Origin of the sequence: Alkalibacterium kapii, from assembly GCF_007988865.1 — a bacterium.
GTDB classification, from domain to species: Bacteria; Bacillota; Bacilli; order Lactobacillales; family Carnobacteriaceae_A; genus Alkalibacterium; species Alkalibacterium kapii.
In genome coordinates this window covers 14,549-38,105 of sequence record NZ_BJUY01000010.1, presented here as the reverse complement: position 1 = coordinate 38,105, position 23,557 = coordinate 14,549, and the positions used below count along the sequence as shown (strand labels likewise).

Genomic DNA, 23,557 nt, shown 5'->3' with positions numbered 1-23,557 from the left:
AGCCTATCTTGGAAATCAGAGATTTAGAAGTTTTTTATGGTCCTATAAAAGCCTTGAAAAATATCAATATCACAGTATATGAAGGACAAGTCGTAGCACTTTTAGGTGCAAACGGTGCGGGAAAAACAACAACGCTAAGAACTCTTTCAGGTATTATCCGGCCGACGAATGGTCAGATTATATTTGAAGGTAAGCGGATCGATAAACTGGCACCAGAAAAAATCACATCTAATGGGATCAGTCAGTCACCAGAAGGGAGGCAGATTTTTGGCGATTTAACAGTAGAAGAAAATCTTAAAATAGGTGCATATATCGTAAAAAGCAAAAAGACACTGAATGATAATTTCGAAAAAGTATATAACTACTTTCCTGTTTTAAAAGAGAGAAGGAATCAGGTAGCATCAACACTATCTGGTGGTGAGCAGCAAATGCTGGCAATTGGCAGAGCTTTGATGAATAACCCTAAAGTTCTCCTGCTGGATGAGCCGTCACTGGGACTCGCGCCTTTGTTAGTAAAAGAAATACTGCAGATCGTCAATAACATAGCTAAAGATGGTGTAACAGTCGTGATTGTTGAACAAAACGCTGCACAAACTTTAAAAATTGCGGATTATGCCTATGTGCTGGAAGTTGGCAACATAAGTAAAGAAGGAGAAGGACATAATTTGGCTAATGATTCAACGTTGGCTGAAGCATATTTAGGAACAGTATCAAATTAAAATTATAAACATACAAAACTAGGAGGAAGCAGATATGTTGAATAAAAAATGGGCCAAAATATTAGGGACAGCAGCACTGACATTGACACTGGCGGCTTGCGGGGACAGTGGAGATGGTTCAGCAGGAGAAAGCGGAACAGATGGGGAAGATAATACAGAAGAAAGTGCTGAACCTGCTCAGGGCATTACAGAGGATACAGTAAAAGTAGGGAACTCTGCAGCCACATCAGGTGCCTATGCTCCTGTTGGGTCTCCCTTCAATGCAGGAATTGAGGCCTACTTTGAGATGATTAATGATGATGGCGGCGTTCATGGAAGGGAAATAGAGTTTGTCCACACGGATGATGAATTTGACCCTGCAATTGGGCGTGCCGCACTACAGACACTGGTTGAAGATGAAGAAGTATTCGCATTGGTAGGACATTTTGGGACACCTGTTATTGCTGCAACGATAGATGATATCAAAGACTATGGTATTCCAGCAGTGTACTTTGCAGCTGGTATCGGTCAATTATATAATGCGGATGCAGAAGGCAGCGACCGTGTAGCGATGCCCGTTCAGCCTATTTATACAACTGAAGGAGAAATGATGCTTTCTCGTGCTGTGGGTGACTTTGGCGCAGAAAAAGTAGGGGTCATCTACACTAACGATGATGCCGGTCTTGATATGCTAGAAGGAGCTCAAAGTAAAGCAGATGAATTAGGAATCGAGCTTGTATCTGAACAAGTTCCAGCCGGAGCCACAGATGTTTCTGCCGCTGTTACATCTGTAGTCAATGAAGATGTAGATTTCGTCATTGGTGCTTCCATCCAGAATACCTTGCCAACGATCGTAAAAGCGCTTGTGGCTCAGGGAAGTACAGCTGACCTGATAACCTCATATGTCAACGTTGATGCCAGTATATCTCAGCAGATCTGGAACGATATCGATGGACAATTTGATGTATACGGCAATGGCTGGGTAGATTTAAGCTCAGAAGAATCACAGGAAAACTTGGCAATGATGAATGAATGGATCCAAGACGACTATGATAATAATGTATACGCCATGACAGGATGGATCGCCGGTCACTTCTTTACAGAAGGCATGGATCGATTAGGAGATGAAACACCGACTTGGGATGCTTATATCGACGCGATGGAATCAGAACCGATCAATAACCCGTTTGGAGGAGAAATCGACTTTGCCGATGGAAAACGCGTCGGAACTCAGGAGATGAACCTGTCCCGCGTGGAAAGCGAGTCTGACTGGGTAGAAGTAGAAGGACTCAAAAGTATTGAAGAAATTTTAGGAAATAATTAAGATTCCTATATTAAACTAAGAAGGACTAGGTCTTTCCTGGTCCTTTCTTATAAAAGTTCAAGAAACAGATGATAAGGAAGGGGTACAGCAATGCTAGATATGAACATCATTTCAACCATGGAAGCTGTAGAAATGGTGAAATCAAATGATGAAATTGTTACAGGTTTGGGATGCTCTGAAGGCAGACTCTTTATGGAATCTCTTCATCTGATAGCGGATCAGGTTGAGAATGTTTCAATAACAAACTGTTTGCCCATGCATAAATTTGAATTTATGGATGAAAAGTACAAAGAGACATTTTTCATAAATGGCTGGTTCTATTCTCCAGCAGTCCGTACACTTCACAGAAACGGGAATGCCAGCTTTATACCAAATAACTTACATTTTGCTGCAACAAAACGACTTGACCACAAAAAACCGTCTATTTACATTGGAGCCTGCTCGGCAGTGGACCAGCATGGCTATGTATCCCTGTCTATGGGGAATACATATGAAAGACGTATGATGGAAGCCGCTGACATTGTTATTCTGGAAACTAATAAAAACTTTCCGAGAACGTTCGGTGATGTAGAAATTCATGTTTCTGAGGTGGATTATTTTATAGAAGCCGAATATGAAGTGCCTGAGCTCCCTCACGTTGAACCGAATGAGAAAGATAAAACAATTGGACAACACATTGCAGACCATATAAAAGATGGCGATAATCTCCAGTTTGGTATCGGCGGTATACCAAATGCCGTCGCAGCAGCTTTATATGATAAAAAAGATCTAGGTATCCATACAGAGATGCTGACCTCTGAAATTGCCAAACTTGCAAAAGCTGGCGTAATCAACGGGTCAAAAAAATCTTTGCATAAAGGAAAAATCGTCACGACGTTTATTATGGGCAATCAGCTACTATATGATTTTGTCAATGATAATCCATCTGTTATGGTGCTTGATGGTAACTACGTCAATCACCCGACGATCATCGCAAAAAATGACAATCAGATATCTATAAATACCACTTTGGAAATTGATCTGACTGGACAATGTGCGTCAGAATCGATTGGACCTATCCAGTACAGCGGCACAGGCGGGCAGGCAGACACTGCAAGAGGTGCACAAGATGCCAAAAATGGAAAATCCTTTATAGCCTTATATTCCACTGCTATGATAAAGAATAAAAAGACAGGTGAGCGTGAAAAAAGAAGTAAAATCGTCCCGTTCCTGACTCCAGGCGCTGTTGTTTCCTTGCAAAGAAACGACGTGGATTATGTGGTGACGGAATATGGCGTAGCCAAATTAAGAGGAACAAACGTCAACGAACGGGTCGAGCGACTGATAGCCATCGCCCATCCGGATTTTAGGGAAGATTTATGGAAGCAGGCAAAAGAATTGAGTATTGTAGGTGGGGCATAATATGAAATTCAAACTGACAAATGGAAAAAAACTCTACTATGAGGTACATGGTGAGGGAAAACCGTTAGTGATTTTAAATGGGATCATGATGTCGACGACAAGCTGGAAAGAATTTATCGCCCCTTTATCAAAAATCAATCAACTTATACTTGTAGATTTTCTAGATCAAGGACAATCAGATAAACTAACAGAAGCTTATACACATAAGACTCAGATCGAAGCAATAAAGGAACTGCTTGATTTCTTAACGTCTGAACCCTTTCATTTGTTTGGTATTTCTTATGGCGGCGAAATCGCTTTGCAGTTTGCCATTAACTATCCAGACTCTGTTGAAAGACTTTTGTTGTTCAATACAGCTGCTGAAACATCTTACTGGCTTGAGGAAGTGGGCAATGCCTGGAATAAAGCGACACATGATGCAGAAGCTTACTACTTGACTACAATACCTTTCATCTATTCCCCCTTGTTCTTCACAGAGAATAAAGCATGGATGGAAGAAAGAAAGAAGAAACTGATTCCACTATTCAAAGAACCGGCGTTTATCTCTTCAATGATCCGTTTGACGAATAGTTCCGTCAATTTTAATGTGAAAAACAAGCTTCATCTTCTGAAGATGCCAACGCTTATAGCGGGAGCTCAATACGATTTTGTCACGCCATTTTATCAGCAGGAATATTTAAATAAAAATATCAGGAACAGTGAACTTGTCTATATCCCTCTGAGCGGTCATGCCATTATGTACGAGAAACCTCATCTCTTTGTCAGTTTAATCAAAGGGTTCATCAGCGAAGGAAAAGACAAGTACGTATTATGAGTAGTCACTAATCGTTTTGTGGTAGAATGATTGAGTTAAATGTGTTTTAAAGGAGCAGAGAAATGGGATTTGTCAATAAACCAAAAACGGTAAAAGGGCAGGAAACGCTAGATAAAATCATTCTTGAAGCAGAACGGTTATTTAGTGAACAAGGGTACTATAAAACATCTGTAAAAGAAATAACGAAAGCGGCGGAAGTAGGGATTGGGACCTTCTATATATATTTTAAGGATAAACGAAGTGTTTATCAGGCGATTTTAACAGATTATGGTCATATCATAAGGAAAACGATCGCAGAAAACATCAGTCAGGCGGATACACGTATAGAAGCAGAACGCATAGGTATCGAAACATTCCTGAACTTAGTTAGAACACGGCCTTCAATGTATAATGTCATCTGGCAGGCACTTTATGTCGACAAAAAATTATTTATTGATTATTACACGACTTTTTCAGAAAATTACAAAAAACAGATCCGTGCAGCTCAAGACAAAGGGGAAATCATAAAAAGCTATGATCCTGAGGTTTTATCTTATATGCTGATGGGGATATCAAATTTCATAGGACTCAGGTATGCAATGTTTGACGATAAAGATGATTTGGATCCTATTTTAGATGATGTCATGAAAGTTATGGTTAAAGGATTATATAGTAAAGAATGAAGAAAGGAAGAAATAAATCAATGACTAAAGTATTTATTGCTGGAGCAAAACGCACACCTATTGGTTCGTTTTTAGGCGCACTGAAAGGTGTGTCAGCTTCAGATTTAGGAAGTTACGCTATTAAAGGTGTCCTTGAACAAAGCGGCATCAAACATGAAGATATTGACGAAGTCGTTTTGGGTAATGTCCTGCCAGCTGGACAAGGTCAGGGTATCGCACGTCAAGCGTCGATAAAAGCAGGAATAGAAGTGGAAGTCCCGGCCTATGCACTGAATATGGTTTGCGGCAGCGGATTAAAAAGCGTGACGAACGCCTATCTTGGAATAAAAGCTGGGGAGTTCCAGGCAATTATCGCTGGTGGAACGGAATCCATGAGCCAGGCGCCTTATCTTATTCCTGGTAGTACGCGGTCAGGACATAAGATGGGCGGCTATAAAGTCGGTGATCATATGCTGGACGATGCTTTGACAGATGCATTTGAAGGATATCATATGGGCGTAACGGCAGAAAATATCGTTGAGCGCTATGGAATCACACGCGAAGAGCAAGATGCGTTTGCGATTACTTCTCAAAAGCGTGCCATCGAGGCTGTAGACAGTGGCGCATTTGAAGAAGAAATCGTTCCTGTAGAAACTAAAGTGCGTCGTGAAACGGTTATTGTAGATACAGATGAATATCCAAACCGAAAAACATCAGAAGATAAACTCAATTCCCTGCGTCCGGCTTTCAAAAAAGACGGCTCAGTAACGGCAGGAAATGCATCAGGTATTAATGATGGGGCAAGTGCGACACTCCTCGTTGGCGAAAACTATCTCAAAGAGAATGGGCTGACACCTTTAGTTGAAATCCTTGCAGTCGGTCAGGGTGGGGTAGACCCATCAGTCATGGGACTAGGCCCGACACCTGCGATCAAACAAGCGATGAAAAAAGCCAATATTTCCTTTGAGGATATCGATATCTTTGAATTGAATGAAGCTTTTGCTTCGCAAAGCCTGGGTGTCATTAAAGAATTAACAGAAGCATTCGGTGTCAGTAAAGAGTATATGTTGGAACGCACTAATGTGAATGGGGGCGCAATTGCACTCGGTCATCCAGTGGGGGCCAGTGGCAATCGAATACTGGTGACGCTTATTCATGCTATGAAAAAACGTCAATTAAAATACGGGTTGGCATCACTTTGTATTGGTGGAGGCATGGGTGTCGCTGTATTAGTTAAAAATACAGATGTTGATTGATTATCATCTAAAACAAAGTTAATACATGCACGAGACTAAACCACCCTGGAATGATTGATTCCAGGGTGGTTTTTAAAGGTGTTATATATGATTAACACCACTTTACAAGTAATTAAATAGTCTACTTTCTTCTTACCCAACGGGTAAAAGCCTTCAAAATGGTCAGACAATTTATCCGCTTTTCGATGGACTGGACGAAAGTGTAAAAAAATACTTCTTCACAAATGCGCATACCTAGCCATTGTTTCTTGACTTGCGCACTCTCTATCTTTAAATGAGCATACTGAGACTGATGAAAAGGAAGTAGCTGCACGCAACTGTACGCCACCGCCAACATGTCGACATACAGATGGATTCCGCTCTTTTTTCTGACCTTATAATTACCAAAAGACCAAAACGTCTTTTGTTCATAAAAGATAGTCTCGATTGACCAGCGGTAACTATAAAAGGCATAGGGCAGAAGACGCTTTCGGTCTTCCTGAGGCACGTCAGGACAGAAGTAAGCTTCTTCTTGTTTTTCAAGCACGAGTTCCTCCGGGAGTAAGGTGCTGATGAAGACACGATAACTGCCTGGTTGGCTCCGGTCCAACGCAGTCACCATCACGTAAACCGGCTGGGGGAATAGGTTTGTCATGACTTTTCTCGTTCCCAACCAATACTCTCCCGCCTGGGTAATGAACGCAATATCCTTCTGAAGCTCAAGTTTTTCTCCCTTTTTGTTGGTTTTTCTTGTCAAATTAATCATACAAAAAGTTTGGGTTTGTTTGTATTTTTTTGCCTTCAATCACTTAAAAAGTTGTAAAGTGGTGTCTTTTAAATAAAGAGAATAGTAATGCATGAAAGTTAATTTGAGAATGAGTTATAGGAACTGTTAAAAGCGCTTACATTTATGTTATAATAAATACAGGAGGAAAGACAAAACAAGAAAGGGTGTTGCGTTATGTTGTTCACTGAAGTGCCTGATGAAAATGCAAGAGACAAACATCCAGCAGAAATTTTAGCTATTGTTACAGGTATAGACAAAGATATTATTATGAAAGGTGTCTCAAAACACGGCTATCAGGAAATTTTAGACGATCCTTCCCTGCTTGATATATCAACAGAAGACCAGCAGCATATTATTGAAGCGAGAAAACTGGGATATCTCGACGCAACGTTTTTATGAGACAGTAAGAGGCTGGGAGAAAAGCTCCAGCCTCTACTGTATTTTTACGAATAGAAAATTTCTGAAACTATTATTATTCTTTTCGAAAGATGAATTGACTGGACATGTCATGTGAAAAAATTTCAAAAAGTTTGGAAACATTAGGTTAAACAGGTCTATAAAAATCAAATATTCGAACTCTGAAAGAAAATCGTTTTTGTTTTAGGATAACAAAGCTTATATGATATGATATGGAGAAAGGTACAAGATATTGTAGTTATGAAAAAATAAAACAAGCTTTCATAACCCCCTCAAAAAATAGAGGAGGAACAAGGATGAATACTCGAAATAAAAAAGCGACAGATTTAAAGCAAGCCTATGCTTATTGTGAGGAGATCATAAAAAAACACTCCAAAAGTTTTTACTTTGCTTTTTCCAAACTTCCAAAAGACAAGGCGAATGCTGTCTACGCCATATATGCTTTTTGTCGTTTAGCTGATGACAGTATAGATGAAGCAGAGACCAAAAAGCAGCAGGCAGCGGCACTGAAAAGCCTTGCTGAAGAGCTGGGACAATTTGAACAAGGAAATGAATCTGATCACTTTCTCTGGATAGCACTTAGGGATGTATTTGATCGTTATGATATGTCCATACAACCCTTCTACGACCAGCTCAAGGGACAAACGATGGATTATCGCTTCAAGCAGCCCGAGACAATGAAGACCTTAGTGGATTATAGTTATTATGTAGCTGGTTCTGTAGGGTTGATGCTGCTTCCGATCATTGCAGTAAAAAATCATAGCGACTTAAAAAAAGAAGCGATAGCTCTGGGTGTTGCCATGCAGCTGACAAATATTTTAAGAGACGTGGGCGAAGATTTTAATAAGATCGACCGCATATACTTACCGAAAGATTTGATGAATCATTACGGGTACAGGAAAGAGGATCTCTTTGAGCAACTTATAGATGAAAAATTTGTTCAGATATGGGAAAACATAGCTCATCGTGCAGAACAGTTATATGATGATTTCTTTCAGTCATTGAATTTGTTTGATGAAGACAGTCAGTTTCAAGTTGCGCTGTCTGCAAAAGTCTATGGCGGAATTTTAGATGCTGTCAGAGAGAATGGGTATGATTGCTTTACCCAGAAAAATAAAACGTCTTCGGCAAAAAAAGCTCTTTTCTATACTCAAGTAAAAAATAATTTGTCAGGCAAGTGAAGAATCGGTACAGAAGTTTTGATAAAATCTCGTTTAAAATGGAGGAATAGCGATGGAAGAACAGAAAAATGTCGTAGTGATCGGCGGTGGATTAGGGGGACTATCCGCCGCTATTTCTTTAGCACAAAAAGGTTACTCAGTTTCACTCTATGAAAAAAACGGCCATTTAGGCGGAAAGCTGAATCGACTGGAAGCAGAAGGGTTTGGCTTTGATTTAGGCCCCTCGATATTGACGATGCCGCATATTTTCAGAAAGCTTTTTGAACAGAGCGGGAAGCTTATGGAAGATTATGTGTCGATCAGACAGCTCGATCACGAATGGCGTTCTTTTTTCATGGACGGGACCGTGCTCGATCTATACAATACGACCGAAGACATGCTTCAAAAAAATGAGGAACTTACCGAAAAAGATATCAAAGAACTAACGGATTATTACAACTATACAAAAAAATTATATGAGAAGACGGAAGAAGGCTATTTTGGAAAAGGTCTGGATACATTGAAGGAAGTCCTTGACCATCATGGCTATATCAGTGCGCTCAAGGATTTTGATTATTTCCGTACGATGTCTCAAAGTATCGATAAACGCATTTCAAATCCCTACTTGAGCGACATGTTGAAGTATTTTATCAAGTACGTGGGTTCTTCTGCAGATAATGCGCCGGCCATTTTGAATGTCCTGCCCTATGTCCAGCATGATTTCGGCCTATGGTATGTGGAAGGCGGCATGCATAAGCTGGGTGAAGGCTTGACCAGGCTGGCCGAAGAAATCGGGGTGGACCTACACACAAACACAGAAGTCACAAAAATATTGACGGATACTGAAGACAATGTGACAGGGATTCAGCTGGCTTCTGGTGAAACCGTTCATGCCAGACGGGTCGTATCTAATATGGAAGTGATCCCTGCCTATGACCGGCTCCTTCATGTCGATAAGGACAAAACAGAAAAGCTTGAAGAAACATTTGAACCGGCTGCTTCTGGGCTTGTTCTGCACTTGGGTGTAGACAAGGAATACCCTCAGCTCGCGCATCACAACTTTTTCTTTTCTGCAGATTCAGAAAAAAATTATGAAACGGTCTTTGACAAGCATGAAATGCCCAAAGACCCAACGATTTATCTCGTTAACAGCAACAAGACAGACCCAAGTCAAACTGTGCCGGGTCATGAAAACATCAAGATACTTCCGCATATCCCTTATATTCAAGATGATCCCTTCACAGAAGAAGATTATAGAAAACTTAGAGATCGCGTCTTGATCAAACTGGAACATATGGGATTGACGGATCTAAGAAAGCACATCGTCTTTATGGATCAGTGGACGCCGAATGACATTGAAAGAAATTACTATTCCAACCGCGGAGCCATTTACGGCGTTGTTTCAGACAAAAAGAAAAATAAAGGCTTCAAGTTTCCAAAGAAAAGTCAATTGTACAATAATCTTTATTTCGTCGGCGGTTCAGTCAATCCGGGCGGAGGCATGCCCATGGTGACGTTAAGTGGTCAACAGGTGAGTGACATGATTGAAAAAGAAGAGAGCAGAATCTGAGTATTAAAGAATGAAAAGCTACTTAAATATTTGAAGTAAGTTTGTTGACTAAGTCTACGAGTCTAGAGCTGACACTTAATAATGCTCAATAATTAATTTTCGATAAATTCATCCTGCTGATTTATAAGTGATAAAATTCACAAAAACTTCTAATCTTTATACGCTGGTTTGAAAGCTTTTTGATTTTTAAAATTAGAAAACATTTTTTTTTGATAAAAAAGTCTTTGCGTGTAACAGGATACATGGTATTATAAATGTGCAATCAATCACAACAAAAAGGTAGGAGGAACAGTAATGATTAAGTGGAACAAATTAGCTTTAATTACAGCAAGCATGGGGTTACTTGCTGCATGTGGGAATGGTGACTCAGAAGAGGACACAACAGAAAATACAGAACAGGTGTCAGAGGAAACGACAGACGAATCAGATGCTACAACCGGTGCAACTCAATCCGTTATCGCTTCATCAGATGATCTGGAAACAGCTCTTTCGTCCGAAGGCGGCTGGATCGTTATTTTTGAAGACAGCGTTGAAACAGATCAGGAATTGACTCTTGAAGGCGGAGTAGAAAACAATGACGGCGAAATCGCTCGTAAATTAGCTTTGTATACACAAGATGAAGACCGTAATGTGACAGAGCGCTACACTTTGACAGCACCAATGCTGACAGTAAAGAGTGAAAATTCACGTATCCAGAATGGTACATTCGAAGGGGACGTTCGTGTTGAAGCAAACAACTTCCAATTACCAGGTGGAACGATCGATGGTAACTTGACCTTTGCAAGTCAAGAGTATCAGGATTCTGCTCAACTGGAAGATGGCGAAGTCACAGGCGAAATCAACGTCGAAGAATAATTTATTATCTTTAATGATAAAAAAAGAGGCTGCAGATAAATGCAGTCTTTTTTTTATGCAGAAATATCGGATCGAACTGAGGGCAAACGGTTCTCTGTGTAATGGAAAGAAAAGACTTGCAAAAAAATATTACTATACTGCTGAAATGAAGACAATTTATCAATAACTAATGCATAGAACAAAACATGAAAAAAAATGAAAAAAATTAATATTTAAGAATCTGATATCGTTGACGGCTTCACATATGTATTATATAGTAATAATCAGTAGTGAACGAATGGATCGTCCGGTGAGTATACTTTCTCCTTCTATTCAGTTCATACTACGTAATTTAAAAACAAGCTTTCATTTAGAAAGGTAAGGGATAATTATGAGTTTATTGAAAAAGAAATTAGCCGCAGGAGCCGCAGTAGTAGCTTTAGGAGGATTTTTAGGTGCCTGTAGTTCAGACGACACAGCCGAAGATACAACTGAAGAAACAGGAGATGCTGTAACAGCTGCTTCTGTTACAGACCAGGCAGATGAAGTTGTTGCTTCTCTACAAGAAGATGGCAACTGGATCACAGCAATCACTGCTGACGTAACACTTGATGAAGACTTGACTGTTTCCGGAACTTTCCATGACGGCGGAGACGAGTCAGCTGAAGAATACCGTAAGCTAGCATTGTATGCTCAAGATGATGAGCGCGTTGTTACTGATGAATACACATTAACTGTTCCTATGATGACAGTTGAATCACCAAACTTCCGTATTCAAAATGGTACATTGGATGGCGATGTTTATGTTGACGCTGAGGGATTTGAATTAAAAGAATCAACAGTTACAGGTGACGTTACTTTTGCATCACAAGAGTTGATGGATGCGGCTATGATGGACGAAGGTACTGTTGAAGGCGAAGTAATCGTCGAAGAATAATTCAGCTGAGACATTTTAACCAGTTGACTGTGAAAAAACCTTCCATAAATATTCAACCTACCGGACACAGGAGAGATGGATCATCATAAAACAAGTTAAATAACATTAATGTAAGAGTCTCATTTCAGTTTAATATCTGGAATGAGGCTCTTTTGTGTCGTAAAGCGGGTACAGCCGTGATCGAAGTACTGGAAAAAAATTAGTGTATCGATATGTGCAGTGTAGTGTGTTATTTGTCTGGAAAACAGTGTATACTGGTATTTAAAGACAGCCCCTTCATAATAATAACGATAGACTCAAGGAGGAGAGAGTGTGAAGCGTAAAGAACGTGTTCTAAATTATGTGAATGAAGTCTGCGCGTCCTTTAAGCCTCAAGATATAGAAAATGGCGTAGGGATCACGACGAGAGAGGTAGCGGAGGCATTAAACACACTGCGCAGTAATATTTCCAAAGACTTGAATCAGCTGGTTAGAGAGGGCGAACTGAAAAAGCTCGAAGGCAGACCCGTGCGTTTTATACCGATCGAAAAAGCACGACATCAACCGCTGACTAAACATGTACCAAGCTATAAAGAAAAAAAGAAACCTTCTGTCGGTATAGCACAGGAAGTTCTGGATTTTTCATATAATCAGTCACAAAACATTTTCAATTCGATCATCGGTTCAAATGGAAGCATAAAAAATGCTGTGGACCAGGCAAAAGCAGCCGTTTTGTATCCGCCCAAGGGACTCAACACACTGATTACGGGTCCGACAGGTTCAGGAAAATCTTTTTTTGCTCACGCCATGTTCCGATTTGCGCAGTCAAAAGAACTGATCGCCCCCGATAGAGAGCTTGTTGTATTCAATTGTGCGGACTATGCGACGAATCCCCAACTATTGATGAGTTACTTGTTTGGCTATGCTCAAGGTGCCTTTACAGGGGCAGCGAGTGCGAAAGAAGGATTGATCCAGCAGGCAGATGGCGGCATGCTGTTTCTTGATGAAGTCCACCGGCTCCCCCCGGAAGGGCAGGAGATGGTTTTTTACTTCATGGATACTGGCACGTATAGTCGCCTAGGCGAAACAGGAAAAAATAGAGAAGCCAATGTCCGTATCGTCTGCGCGACCACTGAGGATCCTAAATCCACATTTTTAGATACGTTTATGCGTCGCATTCCGATCAATATCCATTTACCATCCTTCAAAGAAAGACCTGTAAGCGAACAACTCGATTTAGTCAAACTTCTGACCGGACTTGAAGCAAACCGAATTCAAAGAAGGATCACATTGAATGAAGAGGTTGTAAAAGGACTCATAGCAAGTGTCGGCTATGGAAATGTCGGCCAGTTGAAGTCTTCTATACAACTTGTCTGTGCCAGAGGATTTATGAATCAGTTAGATAAAAACGAGATCTCTCTTACAGTTAAAGACCTGCCGGAAACCATAAAGGATCATTTAGTTGGTTTGTCTTCAAACCGGCTGGCACAGGCGGATCTTTCGAAATATGTAGAAGCTAAAATGACGATCAACCCTAATGAACCCTTTTACAAAATGGCCATCGATTCCTATGAATTGCCTTATAATATATATGATATTATCGGTGATAAAGCGGCTCTGCTTGAAGCGGAGGGGTTGGATCGGGATTCGATCAATCAGTATATATCGACAGATATCAATGTGCATTTAAAATCTTTTTACCGCAACCATGGTTTCTCCTTCCAGACTGAGTCCAAATTAGCTGAGGTGGTCAATAAAGAAGTCATTCAGTTTGCCCATCAGATTGTCGGCGAAGTCGAAGAAGCTCTAGGGGGGACTTTCCAGCAGAACTTCATCTATGCAATGAGTCTTCATATCAGCTCGCTGCTAAGCAAAATCAGTAGTGGCCAGGAAAGGATCCTCAACGAGCGTATTCGTGAAATGGCTATGACTTATTCGAAAGAATACGCAGTTGCTGCAGATTTAAAAGAAAAAATCGCCGATTATTTTGAAGCTGATATTCCAGATAATGAAGTGTATTATTTGACGGTTCTGCTGGTTTCTTTAAAAGAAGAACTGGCGTCTGGTCGTGTGGGTATTGTCATCGCCACCCATGGAAATTCTACTGCAAGCAGTATGGCCAGAGTTGCTGAAGAACTTCTTGATACGACCGGCGTTGCTGCCATTGACATGCCTTTGGACATGTCTCCGAAAGTTGTATATGAAAGAATCAAGAAGGCTGTTATAGATGTTAACGAAGGCAGCGGCGTCTTGCTCCTTGTTGATATGGGGTCTCTGGCTACGTTTGAAACGACACTACAGAAAGAAACAGGCATTCATATCCGATCGATCGATATGGTTTCAACGGCGATCGTTCTTGAAGCAGTAAGAAAAGCGTCGTTGGTGGATGCGGATATTGAACTTCTGTTTGAATCATTAACAAAATTCAGCGGTTATACCAAGGAGCTGCCCGGACACAAAAATGAGCGCCTCCCGTCTTCCAGCAAGCCGCCAGTCGTACTGGCCGTATGCGCCAGTGGGGAAGGGACAGCCGAAAAAATAAAAGAGATCATCGAAAAAGTCCTGGTCAGATCCAATGACAGCGGCATACAAGTGCTGACGTGTTCAGTAGCAGATCTCGAGGTGAAAATAAGCGAATGGCAAAAAGACTACACAATCATTGCCACGACAGGTATAGTAGATCCTAAGATCCAGGCACCCTTTATCCCTCTGGAACGGTTTATAGAAGATAACCCGGAGTATCTGCTGAAAAAAATCACCCATCTTTCAAAAGGGGATTCAAATGAAGCGGTACTGGATAGTAATAGTGCAGAAAAGGTCATTTATTCTTATGTAGAAGAAAACTTTGCCTTTATCAATCCGAAAAAAATCGTTCCTCTGATCTGGTCCTTTGTTACTGAATGTGAAAAATTGAGGAATGAGGTGACCGGTCAATACGCCTTTCGTATTAATCTGGCGTTTCACATGACTGGCTTGATCGAGCGGTTACTTAAAAACGAACACTTAAATTTAGAGAACAATGAGGAAAACCATGTGACTGAACATCCTCTGTATCCTGAATTAAAAAAAGCAGTCACACAATTTGAAAATAAACTGCAGCTCAGGATACCGCAAGAGGAATATTATTACATTTTATATTTTATTACCAAAGAACAGGGTAAAATGGAAGACATCGATACACTACTGACAGATTAATACACTGAAACGATAAAAGACACACTAATCCTAGTGTGTCTTTTTAGTGCGTTGGAGCATAAGGCGACAACTCACATAATTACGTGTCAGTGTGTTGGCACGCTTCTTGCTTATAGATAAGTGAAGGGGATAAACAAGAGTATCATTCGATTCCCAAAACAATTTGGAAGGAGTGTTGTTTATAGCAGGAGGGGTTATGACACAATGAATATTCGATTGATTCGCATAGATGATCGTCTTATTCATGGACAGGTCGCAACCACATGGTCAAAATATACAGGCATCAGTCGAATCATAGTGGTGAGTGATGATGCTGCAAGTAATTCGCTTCAAAAGATGCTGCTGACACAGGCAGCTCCACCAGAGGTTAAATCTCATGTTGTGTCTGTGAATAAACTTAACGATATTGCCGGACATCCTTTAATGACTGACGTAAAAGTCATGCTCTTATTCTCAAATCCAAAAGATGTCATGAGGGTCCATAAATCTGGTTTAAGTTTCGACAGTGTCAACATAGGCGGGATGAAATACTCTGAGGGGAAACAGATGGTGACCCACTCTATTTCCGTTGACCAGACTGATATCGACGCTTTTAAGTATTTAAATGACCAGGGTATCGACCTGGAAATCAGAAAGGTTCCCGGTGACCGTCGTCTGAAAATGATCGAGGTACTGAAAAAAGGGGATTTTGTATGAATGTTACAGAAAAAATCAGCAGGAGATGCTGATAGTAGGAGGGAAATAAATGGTAGGAATTATATTGGCAAGTCATGGTGAATTTGCTGAAGGTATTTTACAGTCAGGACAAATGATTGTAGGAGAACAGGAAAACGTTAAAGCCGTCACATTAATGCCAAGTGAAGGACCTGACGACATCAAACGCAAAATGGAAGAAGCCATTGCTTCATTCGATTCAGATGAAGTCTTATTCTTAGTCGATCTATGGGGTGGCACACCATTTAATCAGGCCAACACATTATTTGAGGATCATAAAGACAAGTGGGCTATTGTTGCCGGACTTAACTTAGGTATGCTGATCGAAGCCTTTACGGGCCGTTTTGGAATGGATAAAGCACAAGACATCGCTAAAGCCATTATTGAACCAGGAAAAGACAGCGTGAAAGTTAGACCTGAGAGCCTACAGCCAAAAGAAGCAGCTGAAGAAACGAAAAACGAAGAACCCAGCAAGCCATTGCCGAAAGGAACGGTCGTAGGTGATGGGAAAATCGATATTCGTCTGGCTCGAATCGACTCACGTTTACTACACGGACAAGTGGCGACGGCCTGGTCAAAGGATGTTCAGCCAACACGTATCATTGTTGTTTCAGATGATGTTGCTGAAGATGACTTGCGTAAGAGCCTGATCACGCAAGCTTCACCACCAGGAATTAAAGCTAATGTTGTACCTATTAAAAAAATGATCGAAGTTGCTAAAGATCCGCGTTTCGGTAAAACTAGCGCTTTGCTTTTATTCGAAAATCCACAAGATGCCTTGCGTGTGATTGAAGGCGGCGTTGAGATCGACGAAGTAAACGTCGGTTCAATGGCCCACTCAGAAGGGAAAGTTATGATCAATAATGTCCTTTCTGTAGACAAAGACGACGTGGAAGCTTTCAGAAAAATGCAGGATCATGGCGTTACTTTCGACGTTCGTAAGGTGCCGTCAGACCAGAGTAGAGATATATGGCCATTACTGAAAAAAACGAAATACGTTGATTAAGATAGATTTCAAGGAGGGAAATTAAATTATGAATATTTTTGTTATTATATTAGTCTTGCTAGTTGCCTTTTTAGCAGGTATGGAAGGAATATTGGACCAGTTTCAGTTCCACCAGCCGATCATTGCATGTACACTGATTGGTATTGTTACAGGTAACCCGATCCAGGGTTTACTGCTTGGTGGGACATTACAGTTGATTGCCCTAGGTTGGATGAACATTGGTGCCGCGGTAGCACCTGATGCTGCACTTGCATCTATAGCTTCAGCTATTTTAGTAACTTTACGCGGTGCAGATGTTTCAGAAGGTATCGCTTTGGCTATTCCATTGGCAATCGCTGGTCAAGTACTAACGATTTTCGTTCGTACATTGACTGTCGGTATTGCTCACGCTGCCGACGGTAAAGCAAAAGAAGGCTCATTTAGAGCAGTCGAACTGCTTCACTTGGGTGCATTGATGCTGCAAGGTTTGCGTATTGCGATTCCAGCTGGTATTATTCTAGCCGTTCCTGCTGAACTGGTAACAGATGGATTGAACGCTATTCCAGAGTGGTTGACTGGTGGACTTGCTGTTGCCGGTGGAATGATCGTTGCTGTTGGTTATGCAATGGTTATCAATATGATGGCTACACCAAAACTGTGGGTATTCTTCGCTTTAGGTTTTGCACTTTCAGCAGTTGGCGAATTGAACCTTATCGCTATGGGTATCATTGGTGTTGTTCTGGCTCTGCTTTATCTGCAGTTTTCACCTGATTTCAATCAGGGTGGCGGCGGTGGAGGGAGCTCCAGCGGCGGCGATCCACTCGATGATATCTTAAACGATTATTAAAAAGGAGCGTTGAAAAACTATGGATGAAAAAAATAAATTTAAATTAAGTAAAAGCGACCGTTTAAAAGTTTTTTGGAGAAGTCAATTTTTACAAGCTTCATGGAACTTTGAACGTATGCAGAACGTTGGATGGGCATATTCCATGATTCCAGCGCTCAAAAAGTTATATACGTCAAAAGAAGATCGTTCACTGGCACTTAAGCGACACTTGGAATTCTTTAACACACACCCATATTTGGCTGCACCTGTACTTGGTGTGACTTTAACACTTGAAGAAGAAAAAGCTGCTGGAGAAGATATCGATAATGCGGCTATTCAAGGGGTCAAGATCGGTATGATGGGACCTCTTGCAGGTGTTGGTGACCCGGTATTCTGGGGAACGTTGAGACCTGTACTTGGAGCTTTCGCAGCATCTCTCGCACTGAGTGAAAGTTGGTTAGGCCCAATCATCTTCTTCCTTGGATGGAACATTATTCGTATGGCTTTCTTGTGGTATTCACAGGAGCTCGGTTATGTTCAAGGCGGTAACATTACTCAGAACTTATCCGGTGGCTTGATGCAGAAATTGACTCAAGGTGCATCTGTTTTAGGTATGTTCATCATGGGGGTACTGGTACCACGCTGGACATCCATGAATTTCCCAATGGTCATCAGTCGGATTGAAAATGCGGAAACAGATATGATTGACTTTGCCGCTATATCAGAAGCCGCGAACGAAGGTGTTTTATCCGGAGATATGTTGAGAAATGTAGTAGCAGACATTCAAGCAGGTATGGCAATCCAACCTGAAGAAGTCACTACACTACAGAATACATTAGATCAGCTACTGCCAGGAGTTGCGCCTTTACTATTGACACTCTTCTGTGTATGGTTATTACGCAAGAAAATCAGTCCAATCACAATTATAGCTGGTATTTTCGTCGTCGGTGTTATCGGCTACGTCTTAGGTATTCTAGGATAAATTAAATGAAACAGCACTTCCTGAAAATGGACCGTTAAGCGACGTGTCATTGTTCGGGAAGTGTTTTTTACTGTACTGAACTTAATATGAGAGGTAGAGAGTCGAGACTGCTCGACTCTTTCATTATTATATGGAAGGTGATAATGATGTAAAATTGAATGTTCGGCAGATAAAATACGGTAATGTATCTCGAATCAGCCGAACATTGCACGCTTCGGCACAATCAGCGCTTTTAAAAAGTCGAACCGTCCGAAGTTGGCACAGGTTCGGCAGATAAATAATAATCTAGACATCGAATCAGCCGAACACCACACACTTTGACAGATTCATCACACTTAGAAAAACGGATCAGCCAAACATTAAATCAAAGTATCAGAAAAGACTATGTTCCATTACAAGAAGAGGGGACATAGTCAATTATGATCAGTCTTTGCGTTGCACAGAGGAAGGAATATTTAATTCTTTGCGGTATTTAGCCACTCCTCTCCGCGATAAAGAGATATTTTCAGCTTTTAATGCCTCTGATAGAGATTGATCAGATAAAGGTTTAGACGAATCTTCTTCTGCAATCAAACGAAGAAGTACTTTTTCGATATAATCTTTCGACATGTCAGACTGATTTGAGCGTCGAGATAAAAATGATTTCAATTCTTTGATCCCGTAAGGTGTTTCGATATAAGTTTCCCTCACTGCGCGGCTGATCGTTGACTGGTTATAGTTCAATTCTTGAGCCAGGTCTGTCAACTGCAGGGAAACGAGAGGAGCATCAGGATTCTTAAAATAAGCGTGTTGATGCATGACGATGGCCGTTCCGACCTGCTTAATAGTTTCTTTGCGTTTTAATAGACTTGTTTGCAGAGTATCGTATTCTTTCTTTTTCTCTTTGATGTAAGATTTAAGGTCAGGATCGCTGGAATCACTCAGTTCGTCGAAATAGCTGTGATTAAAGCTGACTAATGGTGTTTTATATTTAGTTTCCCGTATGACTAATTCATCAGTTTCAATGCTGACACTCAGCTCAGGAAGAACAAAAGGTGTAAAAGTCGACTGATAAGACTCACCCGGTGAAGGTGTCAATTTTTGAATAAAAGAATAAACGTTTTTGATTTCTGTTTTATCAACAGTATAAATCTCGGCAAGTACGTCCCAGTTTTTGTCTGTCAGCAAATCAAGGTTTTCTTCGATCGTAATATAAGCAATCGGTGGTGCAAAATCCAGCCGTTCTGTTTGAAGAAGCAGGCATTCTTTAAGATCACGCGCGCCTATGCCCGGAGGATCAAGCTGTTGAAGCAGAGTCAAGGCATCAAGAAGCTCCACCCTAGAAGCGTGCGTTTCTTCCACCGCTTCATCTAAGGCTTTCGTCACATATCCTCGGTGATCAAGCTGATTGACCCACCAGAACAACAATTCCCTTAAATATGTTTTCCTGTAAAACAATTCGATTTGTTCCTTTAAAAATTCATAAAGTGACGGCTTTCCAGCTGTCGTCTGTTCGATGGCTGAAGCCGTTTCATTTAAGGCGGATTGCACAAGGTGACTTTCCTGTTCAGGAATATCAATGAACGGATTTTCGAGAATTTGATTGGTTAAGTATGTGGACAGATCGACCCGATTCAATTGAAGCAGGTGCACGCCTTGCAGTAAATTCGGAATATAAGTTTGTTTTTGTTTCTGGATCTGTTGAGGCTGATGTTGGAATTCCATACCATCCTTCCTTTCAAAATTAGTTTAACATAAAAAGGATCATCTGTATTAAAATGATATAAAAATGATACCAGAACAAATAGTGGTTTAAAAAAAGAGCCTCTCTTTAAAGCGATAGTAGTGTTCACTGACAATAAATATATTGAAATTGAAAGGTGTATGCTATACTGTTATCAACTGAATAAAACAAGGAGGAAGTAAATGAAATTCCAAGAGTATATTTACAAGAGACCTGATTTTCAAACATTTAAAAAAGACTTTATCAAACACGTCACGCAGCTGCAAAATGCTGAATCATTAGATGAAGTTAAAGAGGCGATCGATGATATATCTGCTTTGATCTCTTCGCTGGATTCCATGGCTACATTAGCTTCTATACGCTATTCGATCGATACGAAGGATGACTTCTACGAAAAGGAAGACAATTACTGGAACGAATACGGCCCACTTTACCAGGAATTGAATACCCAGTATTACAAAGCGATTCTTGCATCACCCTATTTAGACGAAATCAGACAGTCGTATCCGAGGACATTTGTCCAGAATATGCAGTATGAATTGGATTCTTTCGATAAAAGCCTCATAGAACTTCTACAAAAGGAAAATCAATTAAGCAGTGATTATCAGAAACTTATTGCTGCAGCGGAAATCGCGTTTGATGGAAAGACATTGACTTTGTCACAATTCGGACCTTATCTGCAGTCAACAGATCGCGATGTTAGAAAAAAGGCAAGCCAGGCGCAGTTGAGTTACTTTGAAAAAAACGAAGAAAAAATCGATGAAATCTTTGATGAACTTGTTCAAGTCAGAGATCAGATCGCCAAAAAACTTGGATACAATGATTTTGTTGAATTAGGTTATGTCAGGATGAAGCGGTATGATTATGACCGCGAAATGGTTGAAGTCTATCGCCGGCAGGTTCTTGATTACGTTGTTCCGATCACAAAGAAACTGGCTGATCGTCAAGCCGAGCGTATCGGGATCAGAGATCTGAAACACTATGATGAAGCGCTGCAGTTTTCAAACGGTAATCCCACACCAAAAGGCGATCCTGATTACATCATTTCGAACGGTCGCAAAATGTACCATGAATTAAGCAAAGAAACAGAAGCATTCATTGATTTCATGTTTGATAATGACCTCGTCGATCTCCTTTCAAAAGAAGGCAAGGCAAGCGGAGGTTACTGTACTTACGTTCCTGATCATAAAGCGCCATTTATTTTTGCAAACTTTAATGGGACGTCTGCTGATATCGATGTTCTGACTCATGAAGCAGGGCATGCTTTCCAGGTCTTTCAGTCGCGCTGGATCAAACAACCGGAAATCGTGTTTCCAACATTTGAAACGTGTGAAATCCATTCTATGAGTATGGAATTTTTCACTTATCCCTGGATGGAGCTTTTCTTTAAAGAGCAAACCGAAAAATATAAATTTGACCATTTAAGTGGAACGCTCTGTTTCCTGCCTTATGGCGTCCTTGTCGATCACTTTCAGCATGAAGTATACGAAAATCCTCAGTGGACACCAGAAGAACGTAAAGCGACATGGAGAAAACTTGAGAAAATGTATATCCCCCAACGCGATTACTCAGAAAGTGACTTTTTAAATAAAGGAACCTACTGGTATAGACAAGGTCATATTTTTGCTTCGCCGTTTTACTATATCGACTACACCCTTGCTCAAGTGTGTGCGCTTCAATTCTTTAAGCGTGCCATAGTGGATGAAGATGAAAAAGCATGGACTGATTATATGCGGATCTGTGAAGCTGGCGGCACAAAGAGTTTTCTTGAAACAGTGGAGGCGGCCAATCTTAAGTCACCCTTTGAAACAGGCTCTCTTAAAAGTGTTATAAAAACGATCGATGAGGTGCTGGAAGCGGTGGATGATAAAAACATATAAGTCAAAAAACATAACTGTCCGATCACAACCAGTTGATCAGGCAGTTATGTTTTTTAATTGGTTAAATCATTATTCCCTAACTTATTGTCAAGTGAGGCTAGTTTTTTTGTTTGTGATTCAGTGATTTGTTCTAAATCTTTCAATTCTTCTTCTAGATCATCCAGAAATTGATAGGCTCTTTTCAAAGATTCAGAAGAGTCGTCACTTAACAGTTTGTGTTTAGACGCCCCATATAAAACCCAAGGTGTCCCAAGTATAAAAGGATGACTGAATGGCAGAGTTTTTGACTCTAGTTCTGAGAAGTCCCACCACAAGCTCGTACTGGAGTCTTTTTCCTGGGATGATTCAAGCACTGTTTGTACTGTTTTAAATAAACCTGTTTGTTTAAGAAAGTCATGCCAGGGATACACCACATGCAGGTAACGCGCACCTACATATTCTTCCCACAGGATGACATAGCGGGATTTTTTTTTATTCTGAAAAAAGCGCCAATGAGCAGGTAGATCGTCAAATAATTCCTGACTGACTGGGAAAGGATAATATGCTTCAAAAGGAAAGACATGTTTATCAAAGGAAGGATTCAAGTAGGTGCGATTCAACCACTCCTTTTGTTCAAAAGCATCAGTTATTTCTTGCCAGAGAGCAGCGTCAGGTGTTGTCATATCAGTGACTGAATCAGCCTTAGCCGCATAATGTGTGTCTGCAGGAGCTAGACCGATTTTTTTAAACACATTTTGAGAAGCCTTATTCGTTGATTCAGTATAGGCACCGATCCAATGCACATTTTCCATCAACAGTGCTTTTTCCAAACTGAACTGCATGATTTCAGTCCCGTAGCCTTGATTTCTGTATCTAACATCTGTGCGTAATCGGCCAAGCATCGCATAATGGTTTTGAAACAAGTTGAAACCGGACAAAGCAACCAGATTATCAGAAACAAAGAGACCATAAAGATAATTGGGGGCATCAGTAATACGTGTAAAAGCGTCCAGCATATAATCTACTTCCAACCCAGTCTGCATTTTTTGATAAGCACTCAAATCGTCTGCAGTCAAGCGTCTAATATGTTTTATCATTCAAAACTCCCTCTCCGATAATTTTTTGTGCCCCGATACGAAAGCCGACGCGTTCGAATCCTGAATTTAAGTATATTTCTTTAGGAGAATCTTCAGCATCAACGAGCAGGAAAACAGCAGCCCTAGTTTTCAAAGCCATCGTCACCACCTGATCCAGCAGTGCACGAGCGATTCCTTTTCGCCTGAAAGCAGGCAGAGTAAACAAATCATCGACTTCAAAACCTTCATCACTTCTGATCAAAATACACGAAGCTGCGGGTGAACCTTGATAACTGGCTAATACTAAACGGACTGACGGATCATTAAAGAGGCGGTCATAATAAGTTCTCATAGCTTCGGCATAGCTTTTTGAGATCGTTAAATCCTCTTTATAATTCAA

At 40.7% G+C, this 23,557-nt stretch carries 21 protein-coding genes; 17 read left to right on the top strand and 4 right to left on the bottom strand.

The window, feature by feature from the left end; all coding sequences use genetic code 11:
- Window positions 1-5 precede the first annotated feature (5 nt).
- The 6 genes from AKA01nite_RS05030 (at window position 6) to AKA01nite_RS05005 (ending at window position 6,134) form a co-directional block, all read left to right on the top strand.
- Window positions 6-719 carry an ABC transporter ATP-binding protein gene (locus tag AKA01nite_RS05030; RefSeq protein WP_146924252.1) on the top strand — a complete coding sequence of 238 codons (714 nt, stop codon included), beginning with the start codon at window positions 6-8 and terminating at the stop codon, window positions 717-719.
- Between the two features lie 34 nt (window positions 720-753).
- Window positions 754-2,022, top strand: coding sequence for an ABC transporter substrate-binding protein (locus tag AKA01nite_RS05025; protein WP_146924227.1), 1,269 nt, complete (start codon window positions 754-756; stop codon window positions 2,020-2,022).
- Window positions 2,023-2,112: 90 nt separating this feature from the next.
- Window positions 2,113-3,423 carry an acetyl-CoA hydrolase/transferase family protein gene (locus AKA01nite_RS05020; protein WP_146924226.1) on the top strand — a complete coding sequence of 437 codons (1,311 nt, stop codon included), beginning with the start codon at window positions 2,113-2,115 and terminating at the stop codon, window positions 3,421-3,423.
- A gap of 1 nt (window position 3,424) precedes the next feature.
- Entirely contained in the window at window positions 3,425-4,237 is an 813-nt protein-coding gene (locus AKA01nite_RS05015; RefSeq protein ID WP_146924225.1) for an alpha/beta fold hydrolase, read from the top strand.
- A 62-nt stretch (window positions 4,238-4,299) separates the two neighbouring features.
- On the top strand, window positions 4,300-4,899 hold the full coding sequence (locus AKA01nite_RS05010; RefSeq protein WP_146924224.1) for a TetR/AcrR family transcriptional regulator: 600 nt from the start codon (window positions 4,300-4,302) through the stop codon (window positions 4,897-4,899).
- A gap of 20 nt (window positions 4,900-4,919) precedes the next feature.
- Window positions 4,920-6,134 (top strand): acetyl-CoA C-acetyltransferase, encoded by a 1,215-nt coding sequence (locus tag AKA01nite_RS05005; RefSeq protein WP_146924223.1) that lies wholly within the window; start codon window positions 4,920-4,922, stop codon window positions 6,132-6,134.
- A 121-nt stretch (window positions 6,135-6,255) separates the two neighbouring features.
- Here the strand turns inward: AKA01nite_RS05005 and AKA01nite_RS05000 are convergent, their stop codons facing one another.
- Entirely contained in the window at window positions 6,256-6,918 is a 663-nt protein-coding gene (locus AKA01nite_RS05000) for a transposase (RefSeq protein ID WP_146924222.1), read from the bottom strand.
- A gap of 156 nt (window positions 6,919-7,074) precedes the next feature.
- Here AKA01nite_RS05000 and AKA01nite_RS04995 point away from each other — a divergent pair, with 156 nt between their 5' ends.
- From AKA01nite_RS04995 to AKA01nite_RS04950, 10 genes are all read left to right on the top strand, one after another.
- The gene (locus AKA01nite_RS04995; protein WP_146924221.1) at window positions 7,075-7,299 is read left to right on the top strand and encodes a hypothetical protein; all 225 of its coding nucleotides are present in this window, start codon (window positions 7,075-7,077) and stop codon (window positions 7,297-7,299) included.
- Window positions 7,300-7,613: 314 nt separating this feature from the next.
- A complete protein-coding gene (locus tag AKA01nite_RS04990; RefSeq protein ID WP_146924220.1) occupies window positions 7,614-8,498 on the top strand; it encodes a phytoene/squalene synthase family protein in 885 nt (294 codons plus the stop codon).
- A gap of 52 nt (window positions 8,499-8,550) precedes the next feature.
- On the top strand, window positions 8,551-10,047 hold the full coding sequence (locus AKA01nite_RS04985; RefSeq protein ID WP_146924219.1) for a phytoene desaturase family protein: 1,497 nt from the start codon (window positions 8,551-8,553) through the stop codon (window positions 10,045-10,047).
- A 294-nt stretch (window positions 10,048-10,341) separates the two neighbouring features.
- Window positions 10,342-10,902 carry a hypothetical protein gene (locus tag AKA01nite_RS04980; RefSeq protein WP_146924218.1) on the top strand — a complete coding sequence of 187 codons (561 nt, stop codon included), beginning with the start codon at window positions 10,342-10,344 and terminating at the stop codon, window positions 10,900-10,902.
- Between the two features lie 370 nt (window positions 10,903-11,272).
- On the top strand, window positions 11,273-11,818 hold the full coding sequence (locus tag AKA01nite_RS04975; RefSeq protein ID WP_146924217.1) for a polymer-forming cytoskeletal protein: 546 nt from the start codon (window positions 11,273-11,275) through the stop codon (window positions 11,816-11,818).
- A gap of 312 nt (window positions 11,819-12,130) precedes the next feature.
- Window positions 12,131-14,992, top strand: a complete 2,862-nt coding sequence (locus AKA01nite_RS04970) for a sigma-54-dependent transcriptional regulator (protein WP_246116993.1) — start codon at window positions 12,131-12,133, stop codon at window positions 14,990-14,992.
- Window positions 14,993-15,196: 204 nt separating this feature from the next.
- A complete protein-coding gene (locus AKA01nite_RS04965; protein ID WP_146924216.1) occupies window positions 15,197-15,688 on the top strand; it encodes a PTS sugar transporter subunit IIB in 492 nt (163 codons plus the stop codon).
- A 49-nt stretch (window positions 15,689-15,737) separates the two neighbouring features.
- Window positions 15,738-16,712 carry a mannose/fructose/sorbose PTS transporter subunit IIB gene (locus tag AKA01nite_RS04960; protein WP_146924215.1) on the top strand — a complete coding sequence of 325 codons (975 nt, stop codon included), beginning with the start codon at window positions 15,738-15,740 and terminating at the stop codon, window positions 16,710-16,712.
- A 28-nt stretch (window positions 16,713-16,740) separates the two neighbouring features.
- Window positions 16,741-17,538: a PTS mannose/fructose/sorbose transporter subunit IIC gene (locus AKA01nite_RS04955; RefSeq protein WP_146924214.1), complete on the top strand. Its 798-nt coding sequence runs from the start codon at window positions 16,741-16,743 to the stop codon at window positions 17,536-17,538.
- Between the two features lie 19 nt (window positions 17,539-17,557).
- A complete protein-coding gene (locus AKA01nite_RS04950; protein WP_146924213.1) occupies window positions 17,558-18,499 on the top strand; it encodes a PTS system mannose/fructose/sorbose family transporter subunit IID in 942 nt (313 codons plus the stop codon).
- A gap of 423 nt (window positions 18,500-18,922) precedes the next feature.
- On the opposite strand, the gene rpoN is transcribed toward AKA01nite_RS04950, so the two are convergent.
- Entirely contained in the window at window positions 18,923-20,203 is a 1,281-nt protein-coding gene (gene rpoN / locus AKA01nite_RS04945; RefSeq protein WP_146924212.1) for an RNA polymerase factor sigma-54, read from the bottom strand.
- A gap of 201 nt (window positions 20,204-20,404) precedes the next feature.
- On the opposite strand from rpoN, the gene AKA01nite_RS04940 reads away from it, so the two are divergent.
- Window positions 20,405-22,102, top strand: coding sequence for a M3 family oligoendopeptidase (locus AKA01nite_RS04940; RefSeq protein ID WP_146924211.1), 1,698 nt, complete (start codon window positions 20,405-20,407; stop codon window positions 22,100-22,102).
- A 53-nt stretch (window positions 22,103-22,155) separates the two neighbouring features.
- Here AKA01nite_RS04940 and AKA01nite_RS04935 read toward each other — a convergent pair whose 3' ends face one another.
- Both AKA01nite_RS04935 and AKA01nite_RS04930 read right to left on the bottom strand, forming a co-directional pair.
- Complete coding sequence (locus AKA01nite_RS04935; RefSeq protein ID WP_146924210.1) at window positions 22,156-23,178, bottom strand: GNAT family N-acetyltransferase; 1,023 nt, start codon at window positions 23,176-23,178, stop codon at window positions 22,156-22,158.
- Window positions 23,162-23,557 (bottom strand): GNAT family N-acetyltransferase, encoded by a 396-nt coding sequence (locus AKA01nite_RS04930; protein WP_146924209.1) that lies wholly within the window; start codon window positions 23,555-23,557, stop codon window positions 23,162-23,164. The genes AKA01nite_RS04935 and AKA01nite_RS04930 overlap by 17 nt, the downstream gene beginning before the upstream one ends.

Bases quoted from the DNA above. Each gene is read 5' to 3' on its own strand.
- AKA01nite_RS05025 (WP_146924227.1), top strand. From the start codon at position 754: ATGTTGAATAAAAAATGGGCCAAAATATTAGGGACAGCAGCACTGACA.
- AKA01nite_RS05020 (WP_146924226.1), top strand. From the start codon at position 2,113: ATGCTAGATATGAACATCATTTCAACCATGGAAGCTGTAGAAATGGTG.
- AKA01nite_RS05015 (WP_146924225.1), top strand. From the start codon at position 3,425: ATGAAATTCAAACTGACAAATGGAAAAAAACTCTACTATGAGGTACAT.
- AKA01nite_RS05010 (WP_146924224.1), top strand. From the start codon at position 4,300: ATGGGATTTGTCAATAAACCAAAAACGGTAAAAGGGCAGGAAACGCTA.
- AKA01nite_RS05005 (WP_146924223.1), top strand. From the start codon at position 4,920: ATGACTAAAGTATTTATTGCTGGAGCAAAACGCACACCTATTGGTTCG.
- AKA01nite_RS04995 (WP_146924221.1), top strand. From the start codon at position 7,075: ATGTTGTTCACTGAAGTGCCTGATGAAAATGCAAGAGACAAACATCCA.
- AKA01nite_RS04990 (WP_146924220.1), top strand. From the start codon at position 7,614: ATGAATACTCGAAATAAAAAAGCGACAGATTTAAAGCAAGCCTATGCT.
- AKA01nite_RS04985 (WP_146924219.1), top strand. From the start codon at position 8,551: ATGGAAGAACAGAAAAATGTCGTAGTGATCGGCGGTGGATTAGGGGGA.
- AKA01nite_RS04980 (WP_146924218.1), top strand. From the start codon at position 10,342: ATGATTAAGTGGAACAAATTAGCTTTAATTACAGCAAGCATGGGGTTA.
- AKA01nite_RS04975 (WP_146924217.1), top strand. From the start codon at position 11,273: ATGAGTTTATTGAAAAAGAAATTAGCCGCAGGAGCCGCAGTAGTAGCT.
- AKA01nite_RS04965 (WP_146924216.1), top strand. From the start codon at position 15,197: ATGAATATTCGATTGATTCGCATAGATGATCGTCTTATTCATGGACAG.
- AKA01nite_RS04960 (WP_146924215.1), top strand. From the start codon at position 15,738: ATGGTAGGAATTATATTGGCAAGTCATGGTGAATTTGCTGAAGGTATT.
- AKA01nite_RS04955 (WP_146924214.1), top strand. From the start codon at position 16,741: ATGAATATTTTTGTTATTATATTAGTCTTGCTAGTTGCCTTTTTAGCA.
- AKA01nite_RS04950 (WP_146924213.1), top strand. From the start codon at position 17,558: ATGGATGAAAAAAATAAATTTAAATTAAGTAAAAGCGACCGTTTAAAA.
- rpoN (WP_146924212.1), bottom strand. From the start codon at position 20,203: ATGGAATTCCAACATCAGCCTCAACAGATCCAGAAACAAAAACAAACT.
- AKA01nite_RS04940 (WP_146924211.1), top strand. From the start codon at position 20,405: ATGAAATTCCAAGAGTATATTTACAAGAGACCTGATTTTCAAACATTT.
- AKA01nite_RS04935 (WP_146924210.1), bottom strand. From the start codon at position 23,178: ATGATAAAACATATTAGACGCTTGACTGCAGACGATTTGAGTGCTTAT.